Here is a 22,857-nt window from a genome sequence, read left to right as displayed (position 1 = left end):
CCTAGGTTGCCTGACATAATTTCCCGCAACATGGAGATGAAGCATGGCTGTTTCCGACTGGGACGAGTTTGTGGCCCAAACCGATGAACGCATGGCCGCCGTGCGCAAAGGCATTCCGGAGGTCGCCAAGGGTTTCGGATCCCTGGCGAAAGCCGCGACTGCACCCGGCACGCTTGACGCAAAAACCAAGGAACTGATCGCGCTGGCCATCGGCATCACCGCCCGCTGCGACGGTTGTCTTGCCTATCACGCCCGCGCCGCGGCACGCCTGGGGGCGAACAGGGACGAGATACTCGAAGTGATTGGCGTCTCCGTCTATATGGGCGGCGGCCCCTCGATGATCTACGGAGCCGAGGCGCTAGCAGCCTTTGACGGGCTGAAAGACGACGGCTGAGCACAGCTCTGACCTTTGCGTGCCGGACGGCTGGCCGGTGCGCTCACATCTCCCCTTCCAGCAGAGCGGTTGCCAGAGCTTCGCACGCACTGGATTGTGCGCCTTTGCTGCGCACGAGGATGATGTCCAGCGGCTCCAGGGGCGGCAGGCCGCGGTCGTGATCGACACGCTCGACCGTTGGAGGAACGGCCATCTGTACGACGGCGGCAACCGCAAGGCCCGCCTCGACAAGCGTGACCAGCGCCGAATGACTGAAGCTTGAATAGGCGGACCGGTAGCGCAGACCGCTACGCCCCAGCGCCTCCAGCGTAACCGCGCGGGCCTGGCTGCCAGCCTCATAAAGTGCGACGGGAAGCGGATCCCGTTCCAATGCCTGACCATCGCGGGAGCTGATCCAGACCATCGGCTCCCGGCGGATGAGCCGCCCTTCCGTTCCGCCTGTACGCGTGACAATGGCAAGGTCGATCTGGCCATCGTCGACCTGCGGCAGCAGTGCCGTCGACTGGGCACAAACGACGTTCAACTCGACACGCGGAAACAGACTGGCGAACCGCCTGAGAACATCTGGCAGCATGGCGGCGATGTAGTCGTCCGGCGCTCCGATCGTGACTGCTCCTTCCATCTCGGGCTGGCGAAAGGCTTCGACGGCCTCATCGTGCAGGCGCAGGATTCTCCTGGCGTAACCTTCCAGTTCCTCTCCCGTCCGCGTGAGGGCCAGATTGCGCGTGTCGCGCATAAACAGCGGCTTGCCGATGCGGTCTTCCAGGCGCTGAATCTGCATGGACACCGTCGCCGGCGACTTGTGCACGCGGGTTGCCGCGCGCGAAAAGCTCATGGCATCGACACAGGCGAGGAAGGTGCGCAGAAGGGCGTGATCAAGCTGCATTATTCTTCAATAAATCCAATAAGTATCTTCAAATTATATCGTTTGACCGAACAATAAAAGTGGCCTCATTTTAGCAGCAGACGGCGAGAACACGCCGATGTTGCATCTATGCGCAGCGGCTGAGCGCCGCCAGTCAGGACCCGTCCCATGACCAGACAGATGGAAGGCATGTTCGGCGTCATCACGGCACAGACACTGCTTGGCACGATCGGCCTGTGTGTTCTGGAAAGCGGTGCGGACCCGGTCACCGTCGCTTTCTATCGCTGTGCAATCGGGGGCCTGGCCCTGGCGTTCTACTGCCAGTATCGCGGGGACCTGGCACGGCTTGCCAGGCTGTCACCGCGCATTCTGGCCATGGCTGTTGCCAGCGGTGTTCTGATGGCAGGGAACTGGGTGCTGTTCTTCGAGGGTATACAGCGGACGGGCATTGCCGTTGCCACCATCACCTTCCACATCCAGCCGTTTCTCGTGGTGCTTCTGGGCGCTTTCGTGTTCCGGGAAAAGCTTCATGCGGTCACGATGCTCTGGATCGGCGTTGCCCTGGCCGGTCTTGCGCTGGCCACGGGATTGAGCGGCATGGAGCTGGCAGCAGACCGGTCCTATGTCATCGGGCTCGCGTCAACGCTGGCCGCGGCGTTTCTTTATTCAGGCGTGACAATCATCGCCAAGGGACTGACCGGCATATCCGCACCGCAGCTTGCCACCGTTCAATTCGCGACCGGTTCCGTGATGCTCGCGGCCTTTTATCCGGCAAGCCCCCTGAGCTTGGCCGCCAGCCAGTGGGGGTGGCTCGCGGTTATCGGGCTCGTGCACACCGGCGGTGTTTACGTCGTGCTCTACAAGGCACTGCCGAAACTGACAACACCCGTGATCGCCGTGCTCTTGTTTCTCTATCCGGCCAGCGCTGTGCTGGTGGATGCCGTTGCCTATGGCCATCTGATCAGCCTTCTGCAGCTTGCAGGCCTCGGACTGATCATTCTGGCCAGTCTTGCCGTCACCTTGCGGTGGGGCGTACGGAGAGTGACCCCAGCCGAAGGTCCGCAGATCATCCCTCCGGCCTCCCGCTAGCTCTCGCAACCTCCTGCCGTCACACTTCGTAGCGCATATAGGCAAAACGCCTGCTGTCCGGCGCCCAGGACGGAACATTGATCGTTCCCTGGCCGCCGAACAGCGACCGCAGGATGCGCGGTGAACCGCCTTCAGCGGGCATAACGCGCAACTCGACTGTTCTGTTGGCCGGATGCCCTGTCGTACCGACCTCGTAGGCGAGATAGGCAACGGTCCTGCCGTTGGGAGAAGGATGCGGAAACCAGTTGACCCGCTCGTCCTTCGTCATCTGCTGCAAGCCGCTGCCGTCCGGCCGGACCCGCCAGAGCTGGACAGCCGCTGCCCGCTCGCCGTTGAACCAGATCCATTCGCCATCGGGCGTATAGTCCGGCCCGTCACAATGATCGAACTCGCGGGTGATCTGCCGTTCTTCACCGCCGTCGATACCAATCGTGAAAACCTGAAAGGTGCCCCCGGTTTCCGGCCTTTTGCCGACATAGGCAAGTGTCTCGCCATCCGGCGACCAGCCGTGCCAATAGGACGGTGTTTGCAATGTGACCCGTCGGGGCGCACCACCCGTCACGGGCAGCGTGTAGATGCAGCTTGCCCCGGTCTCCGTCCCGTCGCTGACCGCCAGCAGAGAGCCATCCGGCGACAGACCGTGATCATTGTTGAGGGCTGTGGCAAAGCCGGTATCGATCTCAAGGAGCTTCGGATCATCGAGCGAAAACCGGTAGAGCCGGCCACCGCCATTCACGATCAGAGCCGCCCCGTCCGGCGTCCAGTTCGGCGCTTCCAGATGGTGCTCCGTCTCGTACAGAACGGTTTCCGTGGCGGTTTCAACATCGATCGTTGCAAGAATGCTCTTCATCGGCGGCTCCTGATTTCTCCGGAGCTTGGCACGGGACTGCGCTTTTGAGAAAGGGCGGATATGGCACGCTGTCGGACATAACCAACCCGGACGGCGGGCTTTACCCGGCCTTGATGATTTGTGGGTATAGCAACACCCCGAACAGTAATTTCATGATCTTCCGGTCTCTGCGGAACCGGACCAGCGGGGAGTTGAACCCATCAAGCGCCTTGTTATCGATCTGGACGGTACCCTGACCCTTGCGGATACCTCCGACTACCGGAACGTTTCACCGAACCTGCCCCTTGTTGAAAAGCTGCGGGAGTACAAGGAACAGGGATTCGAGATCGTGATCCAGACCGCACGCAACATGCGGACACACGAAAACAACGTCGGCAAGATTACGGCGCACACCGTGCCGATCATCATCGAATGGCTGCAGAAACACGACATTCCCTATGACGAGATCTTCGTCGGCAAACCCTGGTGCGGTCACGAGGGCTTCTATATCGACGACCGCGCCATCCGGCCGGACGAATTTGTCCGTCTGTCAAAAGCGGAAATCGACGACTTGCTCGACAACGCTCCCAAGAGCTGACGCCGCATAGGTTCCGCGGCCAGACACCTGCGGAACCGGACGCCTTCCCGGGCTAAGGCGTGGCCCCTAAAGGTCCTGACTGTCCTGTCCCTTCTTTCGGTAGACGGTCCAGAACGGGCTGCGGGCAACCTCCCGGTAGTGCTCCAGAACGTAGGGCTGGTAGATTTCCCAAAGCGCTTCTCCAGATTGGTCTCCGTGCCCAACGATCACGAATTCCGCATCCGAAAAGAACTCGTCTTCCGGCTGATGAATATCCTTGGAGAACGTTCTGCCGTCGTGAAACCAGATCGGTGCCCTGGCGGGTGAAGGCTTGTTCAGAAGGGATGGAAACGGATTGGAGAAGTTGAGCGCCAGGACGGGTCCGGCATCCGGCTCTTCGGCTCCGGCTTCCCGTAGCAGGTTGAAACCGTCCAGCATCCGATTGTAGTCGACGTTCACTTCCGCTTCGGGCTGCTCTTGCCTGCGCGGATTCACGACAAAGCCCGCCTGTCCGGTGCCAGCCAGCCGATCGTCCGCAGGATATTGCCGGCTTTGCAGAAACTGCGCGACCATGGCCCCGCCATCACGCACAGGATAGAGCAAGGCTATTGCGATGGCCGCCACCGAGAGAATGTTCAGCGTCAGAGCCTGCGATGCCACTTCCCCCGGCTGCGCAACAACCTTGTCCTTTCGGAACAGGCCGGCCCACTGCACGGCGATGACCGGAAGCACCGCGTACATCGGGCTTTGCGACAGCCAGTGATTCTGCATGAGAATGACGCAGGCCATGGCGGCTGCGACCAGGATCAGAATGACAGGCGTAAAGCGCCTGGGCTCAGAGCTGTTTTCACACAGCAGCAGATAGAGCGCGGCACTGCCGATGGCCCAGATGGCCGCTTCCCCAAGCTGGGTGATCAGCTTGATGATGCGCCAGGTTTCCTTCGCAAACGCGGAAACGGTCTTGAGGTCCGCAAGGTTCGCGCTGACCTGTCCGGTGATCAGCTCAGCCGCCACAAGGGACGCCGCGAGGCCGATCAGAACCACGACGGCATGTTTTAGCGAAACATTCCGGAAGACCGTTGCCGCAACCAGCAGACCGACCAGCGCAGCGCCGAAAGTGACCTTGATCAGGCAGACGACGGCAATCGAAACGCCGAGCAGAAAAGCTTCAGGCACGCCCCTGCGTCCGGGAGGACAGCAAAAGGCCGCCGTAACAACAGCCGCAAGAGCCGCCGCCCAACGATTGTAGGGAGCAAGCCAGCTCATGCTGGTATGGGCGAAGATCGTATCCGGTTCGCGCGGCGTCACGGCCGTGGCAACAGCAATCAGAACAACGAGGCCAAGGGTGCCGAAATTGAGCTGGCGCGTCAGAGTGAGAACCGCCAGCACCAGCGTGGCCAGGGCGAAAATGGCGTTTGCCAGGGGAATAGACGTCGCATCCACCTGGCGCAGACCGGCCCCGATCCGGAAGACCCAGTCGTACACCGGACCGATCAGGCTGAAATAGTCGACGCTCGAGGCCAGCCCGTTTGCGGACTTGTTTGCCGCGTCAAAAGCCGTCCAGAGGTCGTGCAGATAGCGCTCATGATCATAGAACAGGTGCGGCAGCGTGGCGCTGACGAAGATCAGTCCCACGGCGCCCGACAGACAGAGCAGCCCGACGAAGCCGGAAGCATAGTCCTTGCGCAGGTACCAGACCGCAACAAGCGCCGGAAACAGCAGAATGGCAAAGGCATAGGTGGAAAGGGCAATCATTTGGCAATCGTCCACTTTGCTGCCGAAGGTGGCGGGGAGATGATGAAGGATTCCAGCTGTTCCGGCGTGCCGAGCATGCCGACATCTTCGAACGCAAGCTGGCTGATGGTGACATCCGCTCCGTCCGAAATGATCTGGTTGTACATGGGCGCGATATACCGCTCGCCCTTTTCCTCTCCGCTTGCACGGAAGAAACGGGCATAGACGTCCCGATAGCGTGCGACGCTGTCGAACCAGTAGAGACCGACGGTCGCATGATCGGAAATGCGCTCCTTCTCGCGCAGCTCCACCACGCGGCCGTCCTCATCGGTCCGCGCGAAGGACCAGCCATCGCCCGGCCCGGGGAAACACGGCACATGTCCGGCACAAACCGCCGGATCCGCAGGCGCCATCGCACCCGGGGCCACATAGGTATCGATGTTGAAGATGGCGAGCGGCTGGTTTTCAGAGGCTGTGGCCACCAGTTCCAGAGCCGTCGTCGCCTGTCCGTCGGTGAGTTCGTCAAGCTGGACGATGCCGTCGACCTTGATACCAAGCGCCTTGCAGCGGCCAGTCAGGAAGTCCGGCGCGTTCAATCCGCTGCGCACCGCAAACCTGAACGACCAACCGGCTTCCCGATAGGCTTCCAGCGAGAGCATGGACCAGTCGAACAACGGCCGGCCGAGCGCCTCGATCTCGTATTTCGGCCGCTCGTATCCCGCCTTTGTGAAGCGGCTGCCGAGACCTGCCATGGTAATTGCCACGATGCCGCTCATCAGCTGGCCTTTCTCTGCCGTTTCTGTCCGCTTTCGAGCTGATCGAGGATCGACGCCGCGATCAGCGCAAAGCCGACAAGCTTGTCCGGGTGGTCGGTGTGAAGCGGCAACATCGACAGGAACAGTGACAGTTCGACCGCACGCACGTGGGCAATGTCGAGGCCTTCCGCATCCAGCCTGTCGCAGAAGTGCCGTTCGGCCCAATCTGCCGGAGGCGCAATCGTCCAGTCGAGTTCCAGCCTCAGGTCCTTGTTCAGATAGACGCGGAACAGGCCGTTGTTGACATAGTCGTAGCTGCCCAGAATGGAGTGACTGATCTTGGCCACATCATAGAGCGGATGCATCATCGCATCGTCCGCGGACAAGGCGCCACGTGGATCGATCAACCGCATCAAGCCGATCCGCCGATCGAACAGGATGTTGGAAAAACATGGGTCGCCGTGGGAAAACACCAGTTGATCCGTGGTGGCCACCGCCTTGCGGACGAACGGACGTGCCTGCTCCAGCATGTCGGGCAAACCGCCGCGCGGCCCCGCCCGTTCCAGGATCTGGTTGGTCTGCCTGCCAGGCTCGGTTTCCAGGAACGCCGCGATCCTCTTGTCCATTTTTTCCAGTATCTGTTTTTCCGCACGAACCCGGTCTTTCTTTCCCGGTGTTCTGGCGTTCAGATAATTGAAGGCCTGATCGAGCAGGACCTTGAAATCACCTTCGGTGAAGGAGTGATGCACCCATTGCAGCGCTGCATCGGGGATTGCCAGATGCTCCATGCGGTAGCCCGCCTGCTTACCGTCCTCCCAGAAACCAAAGGTCGGCAACAGAAACCGCTGCAGTTCCGGTGGTGCGGCATGGAAGAAGCCGTATTCGGCGCGCATTTTCGCGATGTCGCTGGATTGCTTGTGAAAGACATTGTCTTCCGCGCGGGCGGAATTGAAATGGCGCAGCTCGGTTGCGCCGGACAGAAACAGCATCAGATTGCGCGGTTCGCGAATATCGATGAACCGCGCGTGATCCGTGATGATCTCGGAGCGGTCGCGCAGCGACAGCAGCAGCAGGCGGCGGGCCTCGGGCGTTTCCGCACACAAAAGCGATGCGGCCTCGGTGTGGAACAGGACAGCGACGGCCTCGTCGTTGATGACCGGAGTGGCCAGCATCGTCGTCAAGGCGTATCCGGCCTTGCGGACAAGCACCGAAAAGCCCTCCGGATCAAGCGGTGGCAGGCAGAGCGGTACGCGCAGATAGATCGCCGCATCGCCCCGGTCGCGGATACGGTCGGCAAGTTCCACCCCGCTTTCCCGCGACGTCAGATGCTCGACCGCTTCCGCTCCGGCCTCCAGGGACATGGCTGTCAGTTCCTTCGCCAGGGTCTGGCGACGGCGCATGATGTCGGAAAACCGGACTTCGCCAAGCGCGGCACGCACGCTTTCGGCCTGCGGATCCCGGTCGTCTAGAATTACGGAAAGTGCTTTTGTCATAAGACACCGGTCCTGTTCTGGGCGCGCAGCGGTTCATTGCGCACGCGCGGCAGGTAGATCCACATGGCAAGCGGCCAGACCAGGGCAAGGGACAGAAGACACAGGCTGCTCCATGTGCCGACGGCCCCCTGGAAGCTGCCAACAGGCCCTTCGAACACCCGTTCCGCCAGGAGCACGATCCCGCTGGTTCCAACAAAGTCGGCCGAGGTGAAGGCCAGGACAGTCGCGGCCAGCGCCTCCAGGCCCCAGATGACCATGGACATGACCAGCAGCACAGGCCCCTGCACGCGGAAAAGGTCGGCCCCGCGTGTCGTGATCTGGCGCAGACCATCAAGCTGGCCGAGGTGCCGCAGTGAGTTCGGGTTGCGGTGGTTCAGAACCACGTAGTGCTGCAGGGCCTGCAAGATGCCCGGCCCAAGCACGAAGACGACAAGGCCTGCCAGCACGGCAATGCTGGTTACGGCCAGAAGAACCATCGGGCCGGTGGCCAGCGGTCCGTGATAGGCGTAGACGACGCCAAGCAGAACCAGGATCATCAGCCCGTCGAAAAACCGCTCCAGCAGGATGATGATCAGCGCGCCGGGAAAGCTTTTGCCCAGATACCAGAGCTGATGCAGCCTCAGGATCTCGCCAAGCTTGAACGGAATGACAAGGGCGCCCGGGCTGGTCACAATATGCAAGAGCGCGCTGGAACGCCCGGAAATGCCAAGCAGCCGCGAGGCCATGATGGCGAGACGAACGGCACGCACGCAATGAGAGCCGAGATAGATGCCCCCTGCCAGCACAAGAGCCTGCCAGGGTTTGCCGGTGAGCTCGCCCAGGCCCTGCTCAACCAGCCACCAGACGGCAAGGCCGAACGGCACGAACAGGACCGCATAATGCAGGGCAAGGCCTGCTGGCTGCCTGGCGTGCCGCGACCGGGCAAATATCCGCAAGGTCCGCACCTCAGGCGATCCTCGTCGAAGGATAGGCGGCGCGCGTTGTCTGCCGGTGATCGGCGGCAAAGAAGGCCGCAGGACTGAACAGACGGAAGCCGACGATACGCAGCAGCTGGACCCCCATCTTGCTGAGCTTGGCATTGGAGATCTGGTCGTCTTCACGCCAGGTCAGCGGAAAGAACGCCAACCGGAACCGGTTTCGGACAACACCCAGGATCAGGTAATAATTGAACGTCAGGTCGTCGGCATATTTCAGGTGAAAACCGGACTTGAAGGCCTCCACCCGGAACAGGTTCAGCCCGGAGCCGAGGTCGAAGAGACGTTGGCCGCTGATTGCCGAGAAGATCAGGTTGAAGGCATGATTGGCTGCCGTGCGCACCAGCGAATAGCCCTCCAGCTTCGAGCCCTTCATGAAGCGCGCGCCCATCAGGAAATCGAGGTCCTTGTGGCGGCCGGCGGCAATATGCGGCACCAGGTCGGCAATCGAGCCCTGATCGTCGCCGTGCAGCACGACCAGATAGTCGTAGCCGTTCACCATCGCGAAATTGATCGCAACCTTGTGCGACCCGCCAAGGCCGTAGTTGTCGTCGTTGTGCAGCAGGGCCGTTTCGGCATAGCCGAGGTTCGCCAATCCGGCTTGCGCTGCTTCGCGCGTGCCGTCTGTCGAGCGGTTGTCGACGCACAGCACACCATCGACAACGGCCCGCACCTCCGGCGCTTCAAGCTGTTTCAGCACACGCGGGATCTGCGCTTCGCAGTTGTAGCAGGGAATGAAAACAAGAACGCGGCCGGTCATGGAGGCCCCTCAATCTGACTTGCGGTATTCGAGTAGAAACCGCATGAAAAAGAAATTCGCGACAAGGGTGAAGGGCGTGACCAGCATCTTGGCGCTGATGCCACACAAGGTCACCGGTTTCAGACCGTAACCGGCAACAACGGACATTCCGCCCACGGCCTCCAGCAGCGACATCAGGGCCCAGCTCAAGGCGGCTGTCAGGGCCGAGGCGGCCGTCACCGCAACGACCTGCCAGATCCAGTAAAGCACCAGGAGGGTCGCCGTTGATCTGTTGCCGGCCTTTTCGAAAATGTGCTTTCCGGCAACAAAGAAGACGAAGGTCACGCCACAGAAAGCACCGATGAAATTTGCCCAGAACACGGGCAGCCCGCTCTGCGTGAGCGTTGCCATGGTCAGGAAATCCAGACACCAGCCGATCCCGGAGATCAGGGCAAATCCAGAAAAGCGTTTTGCGATTGCGTTGTAACGGTTCAAGGAAGACAACCCTGACTTCTGTTTGCCGTCACGTTCCGCAACGATCGATGCGCTTCCGACGTGCTTCATGCTGCCACCGTCAGCACGCACGGGAATGACAGTCGATCCATGTGCTGACATTGCCTTCGGCCGGCATCGGAAAAACCTGTTCAAATCCTGAAAACAAGCGAGCCGTTTTCGCCGACCTTCGCGACCGAAACGACCCACCCTCACGTAACGAGACCCTAGGGACGAATTATTTCGATGCCGTTAATCGGTGAATCTGACAATGGGTCGACCCATCGGGCCGGTGTCAGCACGCGCGCAAGGCCGAGCTGTGATGTCGTCTTATTGTCAGTGAGATTTGTCTTTCATGGGTTTCGGCAGCACCCGAAGCTGCCGTTCAAACAGCGCGCTGCAAACGGGTGGAAAGAGCCCATCCAAGACCTTACCAAGACAATTCCACGATGCTATTTTCCTGAGATGCAGGGCAATCGCTATCACCATCTCGACTGGCATCACGGGGTTCAGCTCTTCGAGGCTTCGTTCAGTCGGCAGACCTTCACCCGGCACGCGCACGAAGGATTTGCCATAGGCGCCATCGCCGCTGGTGCCGGCGGTTACATTTGCCGCGGAGAGAGCATGACGCTTCCTGCGGGGTCGCTTTCGCTCATGAATCCCGAGGAGCCCCATACCGGGCATGCCGCGACCAACCACGTGCGTTACAATATGCTCTATGCGTCCGAACAGGCGGTTCGCGCGATCCTCGACCTGAAAGAGCTGCGCGGCTTCAACCAGGTCGCTCCCCGGGATCGCGGCCTTCGGCTGGCACGAGCGCTCGGTGGCCTTGCCCGTTTTCTGAACATGCCCGCGTCGGCTGACCGGACCCTGGCAGTGGAAGAGGCTGTTCACGATGTTCTCTCCGTCGCGTTCACTCGCTATGGCAGAGCGGACCTGCGTGCCGCCGGCCGCGAACCTGCGGCAGTCGGTCTGGTGCGGGCGCGAGTGATGGCGGCGGTCGAGTCCGGCGAGCCTCTGACCCTTGATGATCTGGCGGCCGAAGCCAATCTCAGCGTGTCGTATCTGATCCGAAGTGTCCGACGCGCCACCGGCATGACGCCGCACGCCCTGATCGTCCAGGCCCGTGTGGATCATGCGCAACGGTTGTTACTGAATGGCGTTCCTGCCGCTGAGGCTGCCCACGAAGCGGGGTTCTGTGATCAGGCCCATTTGATCCGGCAGTTTCGCCGCCATTATGGCGTGACACCCGGCGCGCTGAAACGGCACTGACGGTTCACTTTTGTCCAATCGCTCCCGGATCCGTCCATGCCAATAGCGTTCCGAAAGGAGCGCGTTCATGTCATTCAAACCTGTTATCATTTTGTCCCAGGAACTCCCCCTCGGAGTGAAAGCCAATTTCGCCGCTGTTCTGGGGATGAGCCTTGGGCATCTTCGCCCGGACCTCATCGGAGCCGAGACGCCAACCCACGACGGCGTTTGCCTTCCCGGTATCACCAACACAGCGCTTCCGGTCCTGGGTGCGCCTGCCGACGATCTGCCTGCGCTGTTCTTCGCCGCAGAGGACCTACCGATCCGGTTGGCTTACATGCGCGACGCTTTCGAGGCGAAGGACTATGCCGATTACACGGCCCGGATCGCGTCCAGGCCAATCTCCGACCATGCGCCGCAAGCGATCCTGCTTGGAGGACCCAGAAAGAAGGTCGATCGCATTTGTGGCCGCCTGCCCCTGTTGCGCTGACCCATGCCTACGTTGGAAACAATTGTGGCCATGTCAGGCTTTGCCGTCGCTGCATCGGCAACGCCCGGACCGGTCAACATCATCGGAGCGATGACCGGCGCGCGCTATGGGATGGGGCAGGCTCTGATATTTGTCACTGGCGCCACTGCGAGTTTTCTCTTCATTCTCCTTGCCTGCGGCGCGGGCCTCCTCGGCGGGGCGGAGTCGATCACGGCTTTGCAAGTTCCGATGATCGTGATCGGCAGCACCTATCTGATCTGGATGGCAGTGGGCCTCCTCCGCGACGACGGGGTAACAGACCGCCCGAACTTCCTCCGTACGCCAGGCTTCTGGTCAGGGGTGCTGGTTCAGGGGTTAAACCCGAAAGCGTGGCTTGCGGTGGTCTCGTCGCTTTCGGCTTTTGTGCTGCCGCTGGCCGACCCCGTCACAGGACTGGCAGTGTTCGCCGCGCTCTTCGGCGCAATCTGTTGGGCATCTCTGGCCATGTGGGCCTGGGGCGGCGCTCAAATCACGCCCAACCGGATGCGTTTGTTCAACCGTGCGATGGCCCTCGCACTCGTGATCGCGGTGACGTGGATGCTGGGCAAGACTTTCGGATGAAGTTTCTTACGGTTCCGAGGCAGCTTCGCCCCGCTCTGCCGTTGCTCGCCCCTGTCGCAGAGAAAGGCCGGTTCAGCATAGGCTAATAGCTCAGAGGCAATGCTTCTGGCGGATAAGGCAGATTTATCTGGAGCTGTCCGAAAGAGGAATGGTGGAGCCAAGGGGAATCGAACCCCTGACCTCTACAATGCCATTGTAGCGCTCTCCCAACTGAGCTATGGCCCCATGTTCCATATGCGCACCGGCTTGGGTGTCCGGCGTCGATGGAGGCGGGTTATAGTCACACCTCCACACAAGATCAAGCAGAAAATACCAGGATCTTTTCCGCCGCTTGTGGAAAAGCCCGGACGGGCAGAAAAGCCTGTCCGGGCAATAGCTTAGCGATCCGTATCTTCGTCGATTTCGACGCGGATACCCGGAACGGATTCTTCGTCTTCGTCCTCATCGTCGATGAAGACGTCGTCGTCGCTACTTTCTTCATCCTCGATATCGACGTCCGCATCTTCCAGATCCGGCACATCATCGTCGCCGCCTTCTGCTTCCGCATCGGCCTCTTCCAAGGTCACGATTTCCGGAGCAGCGACGTCTTCCTCATCGTCATCGTCTTCCGGCGTCTCTTCGACCTTCGCAGCTTTCGCAGCACGGGAGGTCATGACCGCCTCGAACACCGTGCCGCATTTGGGGCAGGAGATCGGGGAACGGTTGAGATCGTAGTATTTGGCGCCGCAGCTCGGGCAAAGCCGCTTTGTGCCAAGTTCAGGTTTTGCCACAGTGCTCACCCTTCTTCGTTATGTAATCGACTTGAATTCGTGGGCCGCCCCATAGCGTCAAGCCGTTCCGGTGTCAAAGGCAAATCAATCGAAAAAACATTCTTCGAATTATTGTTCTGCACGTTGTGACTCAAATTTCAAGCGCCTGACTGCGTTACCCACACGAGCTGCGGACCGGCACCGGGTTGAATCCGTTGCCATTCGGCCATTACCGGGAAATTCCGCGAAGTTGAGAATAGGGCGGTCTGAACGGATGACGCAGGCGCATCCACATGATAGGACGTGTCACCTTTTGACAACCGATCCAATTTGCGGACATTGAAAATGTCACACGATTCTGCGCCCAAGCCACTGACATCCAGCCTGGGTAGCCCCTTGACCGGCACAATCCGCGTGCCTGGCGACAAGTCCATCTCGCACAGATCCCTGATGTTCGGCGCGCTTGCCGTTGGCCGGACCACCGTGAAGGGTCTGCTTGAATCGGAAGATGTGCTGGCGACGGCCGATGCCATGCGCGCCGTCGGCGCGACCATCACCAAACTCGAAGACGGCAGCTATACCGTGGACGGTATCGGCCTCGGCAGCCTGCTGGAGCCGGAACATGTCATCGATTTCGGCAATGCCGGCACCGGCGTGCGCCTGACCATGGGTATTTTCGGCAGCCACAACATCGCCGCCACGTTTGTGGGCGATGCGTCCCTGTCCAAACGGCCGATGGGCCGCGTGCTCAACCCGCTGCGCGACATGGGTACCAACGTGATTGCCCGCGACGGCGACCGCCTGCCGGCCTCCATCCGCGGCGCGGAACAGGCACTGCCGATCACCTATCGGGTGCCGATGCCGTCGGCACAGGTCAAGTCCGCGGTTCTGCTGGCGGGCCTCAATGCCGCGGGAGAGACCACGGTGATCGAGCCGATCCCGACCCGCGATCACACGGAAAAGATGCTGAAGGGGTTCGGCGCCGACATCTCCGTGAACTTGAACGAGGCCGGCGAGCGCGTAATCAAGCTTCAGGGCCAACCGGAACTGAAGCCGCAGGACATCGACGTGCCCGGCGACCCCTCCTCCGCAGGCTTCCCGCTGGTTGCTGCGCTGATCGTGCCGGGTTCGGACGTCATCATCGAAAACGTTCTTCTGAACGAGCACCGCACCGGCCTGATCACCACCCTGATCGAAATGGGCGGCGATATTTCGATCGTCAACCGGCGCGAAACAGGCGGCGAGGAAGTGGGCGACCTCCACGTCAAGGCCAGCAAGCTGAAAGGCATCACCGTGCCGGCCGACCGCGCGCCGTCGATGATCGACGAGTATCCGGTGCTGGCCGTGGCCGCTGCCTTTGCCGAGGGCGAAACCTTCATGCCCGGCCTTGAGGAACTGCGCGTGAAGGAATCCGACCGTCTGGCCGCCGTCGCCCGCGGACTGGAAGCCAACGGCATTCCGTGTGTTGAAACCGAAGACACACTGACCGTGACCGGCGGAGCCGATGCCATCGGCGGCGGCACAGTGGTGACCCACCTCGACCACCGCATCGCCATGTCCTTCCTGGTGCTGGGCATGGCCGCCCACAAGCCGGTGACGGTGGACGACGGTGCCGTAATCGCGACCAGCTTCCCGACGTTCACGAGCCTCTTCGACGGCCTTGGCGCTCAGATTACCGCAAACACCAGCGAGGCCGCATGATCATCGCAATCGACGGGCCGGCCGCATCCGGCAAGGGCACGCTTTCCCGCCGGCTGGCCGACCATTTCGGACTGCGCCATCTGGACACCGGGCTGACCTATCGCGCCGTCGCGGCCGCGCTTCTGGCCAATGGTCTGCCACTTGGCGACGAGGGCGTTGCCATCGAGATTGCCCATAATCTCGATCTCGCCCAGATGGACAAGTCTGTCCTGTCGGCACATGAAATCGGCGAGGCGGCATCGCGCATCGCTGTGCTTGGCGGCCTTCGCGACGAGCTGGTGCAGCTTCAGCGCCGTTTCGCGCAGACACCTCCAGGAGCTGTTCTCGACGGGCGCGACATCGGCACCGTGGTGTGCCCCGATGCAACGGTGAAGCTGTTCGTGACCGCCTCTCCAGAGGCCCGCGCGAAGCGCCGGACCGACGAGATGGTCTCCAAGGGGCAGGACGCGCAATATGCCGCCGTTCTGGAAGATCTCAAGCGCCGGGACGAGCGCGATTCCAAGCGAACTGTGGCTCCGATGCGCCAGGCGGACGATGCGGTCTTGCTTGATACGACAGAAATGGATATAGAGACCGCGTTCCAGGCGGCTGTGGATATTGTGTCTCGCGCCAGGAATGCCTGATAAGGACAAGGGGTTCACCACCGGTGCGCCCCTGTTTGTGCATCCGGAACACATGTGGCCGCAGGCCATCAGTTCTTTTATGGAACGACCAGAGAATTTCGGCAGGGCGCCCGTTGCGGCGACCTGTGACGAGACCGGATTTTCCGCCTCTCGCCCCGCCGGCCCGCTTTAAAAAAGCGGCAGGATCAGCGGAAACCGCGATCCCGGGAGAAGGACAGATCCGGAGTGCAACACCAACCCGCCGGCGGCGCGCCTAAAGGCGCCAGGAGCATATATGTCTGATTACAATCCCTCCATGGAGGATTTCTCCGCTCTTCTCGAAGAGTCTTTCGTTCAGAACGACCTGTATGAAGGTGCCGTCGTAAAAGGCACCGTCGTTGCGATCGAAAAAGACCTGGCTGTCATCGACGTCGGTCTGAAGGTCGAAGGCCGCGTGCCGCTGAAGGAATTCGGCGCAAAAGGCCGTGACGGCGAAATGAAGGTCGGCGACGAAGTCGAGGTTTACCTGGAGCGCGTTGAAAACGCTCTTGGCGAAGCTGTTCTGTCGCGCGAAAAAGCTCGCCGCGAAGAAAGCTGGGTCCGCCTGGAAGTTGCTTTCGAAGCCAACGAAAAGGTCACCGGCCAGATCTTCAACCAGGTCAAGGGTGGCTTCACCGTCGATCTGGATGGCGCCGTTGCCTTCCTGCCGCGTTCGCAGGTCGATATCCGTCCGGTTCGCGACGTGACCCCGCTGATGCACACTCCGCAGCCGTTCCAGATCCTGAAGATGGACAAGCGCCGCGGCAACATCGTCGTGTCCCGCCGTGTCGTTCTGGAAGAAACCCGCGCCGAACAGCGTTCGGAACTGGTCCAGAGCCTGGAAGAAGGTCATACCGTGGAAGGTGTGGTCAAGAACATCACCGATTACGGTGCGTTCGTCGACCTCGGCGGTATCGATGGCCTGCTGCACGTCACCGACATTGCGTGGCGCCGCATCAACCATCCGTCGGAAGTTCTCACCATCGGCCAGACCGTCAAGGTGCAGATCATCCGCGTCAACCAGGAAACGCACCGCATCAGCCTCGGCATGAAGCAGCTTGAAACCGATCCGTGGGATGGCATCGAAGCCAAGTACCCGATCGAAGCCAAGTTCACCGGCCGCGTGACCAACATCACCGACTACGGTGCATTCGTGGAACTGGAGCCGGGCATCGAAGGCCTGATCCACGTTTCCGAAATGTCCTGGACCAAGAAGAACGTCCATCCGGGCAAGATCGTTTCCACTTCTCAGGAAGTCGAAGTGATGATCCTGGAAGTCGATCCGGTCAAGCGCCGCATCTCCCTGGGCCTCAAGCAGACCCTGCAGAACCCGTGGGATGCATTTGCTGAACAGTTCCCGATCGGCACCGAAGTCGAAGGCGAAGTCAAGAACAAGACCGAATTCGGCCTGTTCATCGGCCTCGACGGCGACGTGGACGGCATGGTCCACCTGTCCGACCTCGACTGGAACCGTCCGGGCGAACAGGTCATCGAAGAGTTCAAGAAGGGCGACATGGTCAAGGCCGTCGTTCTGGATGTGGACGTCGACAAGGAGCGTATCTCCCTCGGCATCAAGCAGCTTTCCGGCGATCCGATGGAATCGGGTGCAGCTGGCGAACTGCGCAAGAACTCCGTCGTGACCTGTGAAGTCGTCGAAATCAAGGACGGTGGCCTGGACGTCAAGATCGCAGACAGCGACCTGACCGCCTTCATCCGTCGCGCCGACCTGTCCCGCGACCGCGAAGAACAGCGTCCGGAGCGGTATTCCGTTGGCGACAAGTTCGATGCCCGCATCACCCAGTTCGACAAGAAGACCCGCCGGGTCACCGTGTCGATCAAGGCTCTCGAGATCGCAGAAGAGAAGGAAGCTGTCGCTCAGTACGGCTCTTCCGACAGCGGTGCGTCTCTCGGCGACATCCTGGGCGCGGCTCTGAAGCAGCAGTCCGACGACTAAAATTTCCGTTTCTCTCACGAGAACCGAAAGCGAAAGGCCCGGCAGCAATGCCGGGCCTTTTGTTATTGCACTGCCTCAGGCTCAGTACGATCAACGTGCCGTTGCGATACCCCCATTTGGGGAATGCAGTAATTACGGTGGTTAATCGCCTCCGGTTCTTCAGCTCCCCGGCGCCAAAGCATGTTCGACCGGCATGAGCTGCACAATGTGTTGGAAGACAATCGTGTCATCTGCATTAGCGCCCGGCCAGCCATCTGCAATCAGGCGACACCGTCACGGACATAGGTGAACGCATTCAAACCGGCCCCAATCGCAACCACCTTTATCTTGCGCTTGACGCCGCCCGGCATCGGATCATCCAACCGGTAGACACCGCCCCGTGTGAGCCCGAGACCTGCCGCGGCAGGCACCCATCCAGCCTGCGCATATTCCTCGAACCCCCCTGTTGCCTGAGGTGCGTCAGTGGTCTGGGACAGGGTTGCCCCGGTTTCATAGGATTTCAAAATATAAGGCATGGCTCTTCTTTCCTCTGCTGTTTCAGGAAAAGCTGCCCCTTGTGACGGATACCAAAGGGCAATTGGCGCGTGACCGCGCTGGATATCAGGCGGGCATTACTGACAGGCTGGCAGCCCGCCCGGGTTGGTGATGGCCTGGAAACCGACCTGAAGGATGGTCCCGTCGCTGCGGGCCTGGAAGCAATAGTTGTCGTCAGGATCGGGTGCGGCGACTACGCAGGAGTTCACGCCCGCGGGGACGACATAGTTGTTCAGACCATTGATCGCGAACACAGTGGCGGTTCCAGCGGGATGCGGCACCGGATGTTTCGAAAACAGGATTGCATTTTTGGGCGGGTTCACCTGGATTTGCTGGTGGTTCCGGCAATCCGGCGAGAAGGCCAGTTGCGCCTGCGCCGTTTGCGCGGCAGCAAGGCTGCAGAAGGCTACGGCTGCAAAGGCCAGGAGAGACCTGCGTGCCTTGTGAACCGGACGGGGTGCATCGGCCAAGGGAATGGAAAACATGGCATTTCCTTTCAGTAACACATTGAAAGACAGAGATATTTCAAGTTTCCGGTGCTGCTTGATGTCTACCTCCCTTTTGTCGTGAAGGTTCCGTCTGCGTTGTAGGCAACGCTGAAGACCGAATAGCCTTGCGAGAAATCGCATTTGGCAGCTTGCGACGTGTCGTAGGTGATGATCTCGCCCACGGCGTGGGACCCGACCTTGACGAAGTAGACCGGGAGCGGAGCGCACTCGAGATCGCTGTTCGGCTGCGGCGCAACGAAACTCGACAGGGTGACACCGCCGTTCTGATTGATGGCTGCGCTACCACAGTAGAGGTTCGGCGTTGGCGCCGGAGTAAAGGCCGGCACCTGGATACCGAAGCTTCCGGGCAGCGGCCCGGTCTGATAGCTGGCCGCCGACAGCCCAAGCGGGTTGAGCGACAGGACCGTATGATTGTTGCTCTGGCCGGATGCCGGCGTCAGGTCGACTGGTTGAATGGCCGAGGTTTGGCTGACCACCATCTCGTTGGTTGAAAACGAAAGTCGCACACTGAAATTGGCCACAGCGGCCTGGGTGTTCGGCTCAATCGCCCCCGCATAAACCTGGGTATCGAATCCGAAAGTGAGCTGCGACCCGGAAGTGGCATACGATGCCAGTGCCCCCGTCGCCAGACTGCTCGATTGCACCGTCAGCTTCGCACCGGAATTGGTGAAACCGGCCTGCTGCTGAAACGCATAGAAACTGATCGTCTGTTTCGACAGGTTCTTAATAATGATCTGGTGCTGAGAGGTCATGGGTCAGCGCCTTCGTTTGCTTCCGCGCCGACAGGTCTCGACCGCCGTGACGGGAAGGCCGGAACCATGGTGAGGCAATCGCACAAGGAAAGTCCCGTGCTGCCAGCCATGGCGGGGTGTGAGCAGGCCGGATGGCGAAAGACCTGCTCACAGGCTGAAGGACCTTGAAAGGATCCGTCGTTACTTGACGATGGATGTATTCCAGGTGCCGTCGGCATTCAGCGTGACGTCAATGATCGAATGACCACCGGTGAAATCGCAGACGGCTGCATCCACGCTCGAAGCCGTGAAATTCATCACGGTGCCCGGCGTGTAGTCGCCGGTCTGAACGTAGTATTTCAGGATCGGCTGACAGTCCGTGTTGTTGTTCGGGTTGGCAACCACGAAGTTGGACAGCGTGATGCCACCGTTCACTTCCACCGCGGAGCCGACGTTGTAGATCGCCGGCGGCGAATAGGTCGGCGTGGTGATGCGGAAGGCCCCGGGCTGCACACCGTTGCCGGAGGTGGGCTGGGTGAGACCGAGCGGGTTCACGGACGCCGTGACCCAGTCGTTTGCCGTCCCAGACGCGGGAGCAAGGTCGATTGCCCGACTGGCAGAAGAAAACCCGGACGACTGACCGACCTTCGGTGTGCTGTGCGCCTCCTGAATACCGGCGTAATATTGCATGTTGACCTGGAACGTCAGGATCGACCCGGTTTGAGCGTAGTTGCCAAGGCTCTGGGAATACAGGCTGTTGCTGTAAACCTGACCACCCCCGGTATAGATCGCCGGCTGCTGGAAAAAATAAAATCCCTGGGTGGCGTTTTCCAGGTTCTTTACATTGATTGTCAAAAGCGTAGACATTTTCTCGGTCTCCATATTTTATCTTAAAAAGGGCCGCAAATGACTTTCCGTACTCAGAATTATTTTTCAGGAACACTTTGTTCATATGCATCGCCCTCGAAGACCATCTTCCGCGAATTTCAAAAATTTTCTATCTTTAGTTGTTTACTGGCGGTTTATACAATCTTCTTGATATTTACCTGTGGTTGCTTTTTGGCCACTGTTCCCGCTAAATTCGCTCAGGGATCTCGGTGACAAGACTGAGCAGAACTTTCACGACCCGGGTTGGCCGGGCCCGCAGCTTTTCAATCAGTTCCAGCTCTTGCCTGCTCATGGTGTTCGGCAACAGCCAATCAGGTCCGTTGCGGCCAAGCAAAAGCCAATCCAATGAAATATCGAGCGAATTTGCCAGATTGCACGCGTTCTCTATCGACATTGCATGCCCCTGCTTCCATTTGGTAATGGCTGCAGGAGAAATGTTCAGCTCCGCTGCCAGAGCCATGGCTTTCCGGTGACCGCGGCTGCGCATTGCCTGCGTCAGCCGATCTCCCCGGTCTTTGTCGATGTCCTGGGACCCCATTCCCGCGCCTCCCCAAAAAGGGGAGTAGACGCGCGATTCTCTCAATAAGAGATTTTATTAGGTTTTACATTTTTTAGTTGTATTTTTGATTGTGATAAAATTTTTCTACGTTTTATCCGATATTTAACGCAGAGTTATTTTTAAACAAGACTTATCGAAGCTCGACCTCACGCTCTGCGTTTGAGAATGCGACTGAAGTAGCTGGACAGAGCTTCGCAGGCCTCCAGAGGCAACACCTCGGCAACGGCTTGATCCGGCCGGACGATCACCACACAGCCTTTGTCCCGGTCGATGCCCCGCATATCGAAAATATCGCTGCCGCTTTTGAGATCCGGGCAGAACATCTTCTCATAGTCCCTCAATCCGTAGCGCCCTTTTGCAGGCAGAAGCATTGAAGGCATAGCCGTGAGCCTCAGGCCGCGGTGGTCTTGCTGAAAAACCGCGCGCAGATCGATGATCGCGTCGATATCCTCGCCTTCAGGTGTGTGTCGCAACACTGGCGAGGACGGGTCATTTTGCAGGAAATCGCACAGACGGCGGATGGCCGAGGTTTCCGCCGCCGGGTCGCTTCTGTCGGCAAAGGCGAAGATGCGCCAACGGCCATCAGCCTTGTTCACATGCCCCAGCTGCAACGGCCTGGCATCGGCGAGACGGATGACGGGGGCAGAATGAAACCGCATGCCGATCTGAAAGCCTTCAGCCAGGTGCTGATGCGTGCCGTCGCCGGTGAGGACGGAGGGCACGTAGCGTGAGGCTGTTCCAGCGGTGTAGCGCCCATGCTGCACGAAGTATTTCTGCACTGCCGCCGGATCCACACCATCCGGATTGCTGTCCGACTTTACCGGCGCGCTGACGAGCTTTGCCCATTCCCGGTCGAAGTCGATCAGGTTCTGAGCGATCGCCTGGCGTTCGGCCGAATAGCTCGCCAGCAGATCCGGTTCACTTAATCCTTTCAGCACGTGCGCGAGTTTCCAGCCGAGGTTGAACGTATCCTGCATGGAGACATTCATGCCCTGTCCGGCTTTGGGGCTGTGCGTGTGACAGGCATCGCCTGCGATGAAAACGTGAGGCAGGCGGCCCGACGCGTCGTCTGCCGGAACATCGTCGAACTTGTCGCAAAGCCGCTGGCCGATCTCGTAGACCGACCACCAGGCGACCTCTTTCACATCGAGGGAATATGGCTGAAGAATGCGACCGGCGGCGGCAATCAGATGCTCGACCGTGATGTTCCGGTTCGCGATCCGCTCGTCCGGACGCAGCTTGTCGAGTTCCACATAGATGCGGACCAGATATCCACCTTCGCGTGGAATGATCAGGATACTGCCTTCGCCGGCCGACTGCACCAATGACTTGAAGCGGATGTCGGGAAAGTCCGTGACCGCCAGAACATCCATGACGCCCCACGCCTGATTGGCGCTATCGCCCTTCAACTCACGGCCGAGTGCCTTGCGCACGGAACTGCGGGCGCCATCGCAGCCAACCACATATTTGGCGCGCACTGTTTCCGTCTCGCCTTCGTGCCCGCCGTCTGTCCGTTCCAGATGGACCGTCACCGGCCGCTCCAGGCCCGCCTCATTTGACACTTCAAGATGGACGAGCTTTCGGGAATAATTGGGTTCCAGCCGATTGGCAGAATTGCGCATGATCTCGAGATAAAAATCATGCACTCGCGCCTGGTTCAGTATGACATGCGGAAATTCGGACAGCCCGTCCTCGACATCCTGAACACGACCACTGCGGGCAATCTTGCCCAGTGTGACCGGGTCCGGTTTCCAGAAGGTCGTCTCGTTGACCCAGTAAGCTTCCTTTTCCAGCCGCTCGGCGAAACCGAAGGCCTCGAACATTTCCATTGTCCGGCAGGCAACCCCATCCGCCTGGCCGAGCTGCAACGGGCCGGATTTCTGTTCCACGATCCGCGTCCGGATCTCCGGGAAAGCTGCCAGTTGAGCGGCAAGCGTCAGCCCTGCAGGGCCACAGCCGACGATCAGCACATCAACCTCTTCGGGCAGGCTGTCGCTATCAGCGAGGGCAGAGGCGTCCGGATTCGGCTGTTGAATGACCGGATCGCCGGTTTTGAACCCTTCGAGATGAAATTGCATGAAACCGTCTCCTCCGCCGTATCTGCCTGTCCGGCTATCGCTACCCGCCTGCTGATCCGCCCCTGCTCGGGTCTTTCGGGGCCATGCAGGAACGTCCGTGTTCAGGCTCGACCTTCATTGCCGGACATGCGGGTCTTTCGCATTTGACAATCCCGCTGCGATGCCCAAACAAACATCGACAACCGATTAATTAGAAAGCATACTGATAATCAGCATGCTGTCAATTTTAAT

Annotated in this window: 24 protein-coding genes and 1 tRNA gene; 9 read left to right on the top strand and 16 right to left on the bottom strand. The window is 59.9% G+C overall.

The window, feature by feature from the left end; all coding sequences use genetic code 11:
- The first annotated feature begins 43 nt into the window (after positions 1–43).
- On the top strand, positions 44–394 hold the full coding sequence (locus FMN63_RS01990) for a carboxymuconolactone decarboxylase family protein (protein ID WP_148582260.1): 351 nt from the start codon (positions 44–46) through the stop codon (positions 392–394).
- A gap of 43 nt (positions 395–437) precedes the next feature.
- Here FMN63_RS01990 and FMN63_RS01985 read toward each other — a convergent pair whose 3' ends face one another.
- Entirely contained in the window at positions 438–1,280 is an 843-nt protein-coding gene (locus FMN63_RS01985) for a LysR substrate-binding domain-containing protein (protein ID WP_148582259.1), read from the bottom strand.
- 147 nt (positions 1,281–1,427) lie between these two features.
- Between FMN63_RS01985 and FMN63_RS01980 the strand changes: the two genes are divergently transcribed.
- On the top strand, positions 1,428–2,348 hold the full coding sequence (locus FMN63_RS01980) for a DMT family transporter (RefSeq protein WP_148582258.1): 921 nt from the start codon (positions 1,428–1,430) through the stop codon (positions 2,346–2,348).
- A 19-nt stretch (positions 2,349–2,367) separates the two neighbouring features.
- Here FMN63_RS01980 and FMN63_RS01975 read toward each other — a convergent pair whose 3' ends face one another.
- Entirely contained in the window at positions 2,368–3,198 is an 831-nt protein-coding gene (locus FMN63_RS01975) for a TolB family protein (protein WP_148582257.1), read from the bottom strand.
- 199 nt (positions 3,199–3,397) lie between these two features.
- On the opposite strand from FMN63_RS01975, the gene FMN63_RS01970 reads away from it, so the two are divergent.
- On the top strand, positions 3,398–3,775 hold the full coding sequence (locus FMN63_RS01970) for an HAD hydrolase family protein (protein WP_148582256.1): 378 nt from the start codon (positions 3,398–3,400) through the stop codon (positions 3,773–3,775).
- A gap of 66 nt (positions 3,776–3,841) precedes the next feature.
- On the opposite strand, the gene FMN63_RS01965 is transcribed toward FMN63_RS01970, so the two are convergent.
- Genes FMN63_RS01965 through FMN63_RS01940 form a run of 6 tightly spaced genes read right to left on the bottom strand, consistent with a single transcriptional unit; the run spans position 3,842 to position 10,064 of the window.
- Positions 3,842–5,509, bottom strand: coding sequence for a hypothetical protein (locus tag FMN63_RS01965; RefSeq protein ID WP_148582255.1), 1,668 nt, complete (start codon positions 5,507–5,509; stop codon positions 3,842–3,844).
- Positions 5,506–6,264, bottom strand: coding sequence for a glycosyltransferase family 2 protein (locus FMN63_RS01960; RefSeq protein WP_148582254.1), 759 nt, complete (start codon positions 6,262–6,264; stop codon positions 5,506–5,508). The genes FMN63_RS01965 and FMN63_RS01960 overlap by 4 nt, the downstream gene beginning before the upstream one ends.
- Positions 6,264–7,736, bottom strand: coding sequence for a hypothetical protein (locus tag FMN63_RS01955; protein ID WP_148582253.1), 1,473 nt, complete (start codon positions 7,734–7,736; stop codon positions 6,264–6,266). The genes FMN63_RS01960 and FMN63_RS01955 overlap by 1 nt, the downstream gene beginning before the upstream one ends.
- Complete coding sequence (locus tag FMN63_RS01950; RefSeq protein WP_162529960.1) at positions 7,733–8,671, bottom strand: lysylphosphatidylglycerol synthase domain-containing protein; 939 nt, start codon at positions 8,669–8,671, stop codon at positions 7,733–7,735. The genes FMN63_RS01955 and FMN63_RS01950 overlap by 4 nt, the downstream gene beginning before the upstream one ends.
- A gap of 10 nt (positions 8,672–8,681) precedes the next feature.
- Positions 8,682–9,470 (bottom strand): glycosyltransferase family 2 protein, encoded by a 789-nt coding sequence (locus FMN63_RS01945; protein WP_148582251.1) that lies wholly within the window; start codon positions 9,468–9,470, stop codon positions 8,682–8,684.
- A gap of 9 nt (positions 9,471–9,479) precedes the next feature.
- Positions 9,480–10,064 carry a GtrA family protein gene (locus FMN63_RS01940; protein WP_148582250.1) on the bottom strand — a complete coding sequence of 195 codons (585 nt, stop codon included), beginning with the start codon at positions 10,062–10,064 and terminating at the stop codon, positions 9,480–9,482.
- 342 nt (positions 10,065–10,406) lie between these two features.
- Here FMN63_RS01940 and FMN63_RS01935 point away from each other — a divergent pair, with 342 nt between their 5' ends.
- The 3 genes from FMN63_RS01935 to FMN63_RS01925 all read left to right on the top strand — a co-directional run bounded on the left by FMN63_RS01935 (position 10,407) and on the right by FMN63_RS01925 (position 12,282).
- Positions 10,407–11,213: an AraC family transcriptional regulator gene (locus tag FMN63_RS01935; protein ID WP_148582249.1), complete on the top strand. Its 807-nt coding sequence runs from the start codon at positions 10,407–10,409 to the stop codon at positions 11,211–11,213.
- Positions 11,214–11,280: 67 nt separating this feature from the next.
- A complete protein-coding gene (locus FMN63_RS01930) occupies positions 11,281–11,682 on the top strand; it encodes a DUF2000 domain-containing protein (protein ID WP_148582248.1) in 402 nt (133 codons plus the stop codon).
- Between the two features lie 30 nt (positions 11,683–11,712).
- Positions 11,713–12,282 carry a LysE family translocator gene (locus FMN63_RS01925; protein ID WP_162529959.1) on the top strand — a complete coding sequence of 190 codons (570 nt, stop codon included), beginning with the start codon at positions 11,713–11,715 and terminating at the stop codon, positions 12,280–12,282.
- Positions 12,283–12,431: 149 nt separating this feature from the next.
- Here the strand turns inward: FMN63_RS01925 and FMN63_RS01920 are convergent.
- Positions 12,432–12,507 (bottom strand) — tRNA-Ala (locus FMN63_RS01920).
- A 152-nt stretch (positions 12,508–12,659) separates the two neighbouring features.
- Positions 12,660–13,052, bottom strand: coding sequence for a TIGR02300 family protein (locus tag FMN63_RS01915; protein ID WP_148582246.1), 393 nt, complete (start codon positions 13,050–13,052; stop codon positions 12,660–12,662).
- Positions 13,053–13,376: 324 nt separating this feature from the next.
- Here FMN63_RS01915 and aroA point away from each other — a divergent pair, with 324 nt between their 5' ends.
- From aroA to rpsA, 3 genes are all read left to right on the top strand, one after another.
- A complete protein-coding gene (gene aroA / locus FMN63_RS01910; RefSeq protein ID WP_205513788.1) occupies positions 13,377–14,732 on the top strand; it encodes a 3-phosphoshikimate 1-carboxyvinyltransferase in 1,356 nt (451 codons plus the stop codon).
- Entirely contained in the window at positions 14,729–15,355 is a 627-nt protein-coding gene (gene cmk / locus FMN63_RS01905) for a (d)CMP kinase (RefSeq protein WP_148582245.1), read from the top strand. The genes aroA and cmk overlap by 4 nt, the downstream gene beginning before the upstream one ends.
- A gap of 274 nt (positions 15,356–15,629) precedes the next feature.
- On the top strand, positions 15,630–17,327 hold the full coding sequence (gene rpsA, locus FMN63_RS01900; protein ID WP_148582244.1) for a 30S ribosomal protein S1: 1,698 nt from the start codon (positions 15,630–15,632) through the stop codon (positions 17,325–17,327).
- Positions 17,328–17,587: 260 nt separating this feature from the next.
- On the opposite strand, the gene FMN63_RS01895 is transcribed toward rpsA, so the two are convergent.
- From FMN63_RS01895 to FMN63_RS01870, 6 genes are all read right to left on the bottom strand, one after another.
- Positions 17,588–17,842 carry a hypothetical protein gene (locus FMN63_RS01895; protein WP_148582243.1) on the bottom strand — a complete coding sequence of 85 codons (255 nt, stop codon included), beginning with the start codon at positions 17,840–17,842 and terminating at the stop codon, positions 17,588–17,590.
- A gap of 96 nt (positions 17,843–17,938) precedes the next feature.
- Entirely contained in the window at positions 17,939–18,346 is a 408-nt protein-coding gene (locus tag FMN63_RS01890; RefSeq protein WP_148582242.1) for a hypothetical protein, read from the bottom strand.
- A gap of 65 nt (positions 18,347–18,411) precedes the next feature.
- Positions 18,412–19,122 carry a hypothetical protein gene (locus FMN63_RS01885; protein WP_148582241.1) on the bottom strand — a complete coding sequence of 237 codons (711 nt, stop codon included), beginning with the start codon at positions 19,120–19,122 and terminating at the stop codon, positions 18,412–18,414.
- A 180-nt stretch (positions 19,123–19,302) separates the two neighbouring features.
- Complete coding sequence (locus tag FMN63_RS01880) at positions 19,303–19,968, bottom strand: hypothetical protein (RefSeq protein ID WP_148582240.1); 666 nt, start codon at positions 19,966–19,968, stop codon at positions 19,303–19,305.
- 208 nt (positions 19,969–20,176) lie between these two features.
- Positions 20,177–20,527 carry a helix-turn-helix domain-containing protein gene (locus tag FMN63_RS01875; protein ID WP_148582239.1) on the bottom strand — a complete coding sequence of 117 codons (351 nt, stop codon included), beginning with the start codon at positions 20,525–20,527 and terminating at the stop codon, positions 20,177–20,179.
- Between the two features lie 167 nt (positions 20,528–20,694).
- Positions 20,695–22,626, bottom strand: a complete 1,932-nt coding sequence (locus FMN63_RS01870) for an FAD-binding monooxygenase (protein ID WP_148582238.1) — start codon at positions 22,624–22,626, stop codon at positions 20,695–20,697.
- Positions 22,627–22,857: the final 231 nt, after the last annotated feature.

This window comes from Stappia sp. BW2 (genome assembly GCF_008107695.1).
Classification (GTDB): domain Bacteria; phylum Pseudomonadota; class Alphaproteobacteria; order Rhizobiales; family Stappiaceae; genus Roseibium.
The sequence above is the reverse complement of the archived record's forward strand: the minus strand, read 5'-3'. Positions and strand labels throughout refer to the sequence as shown.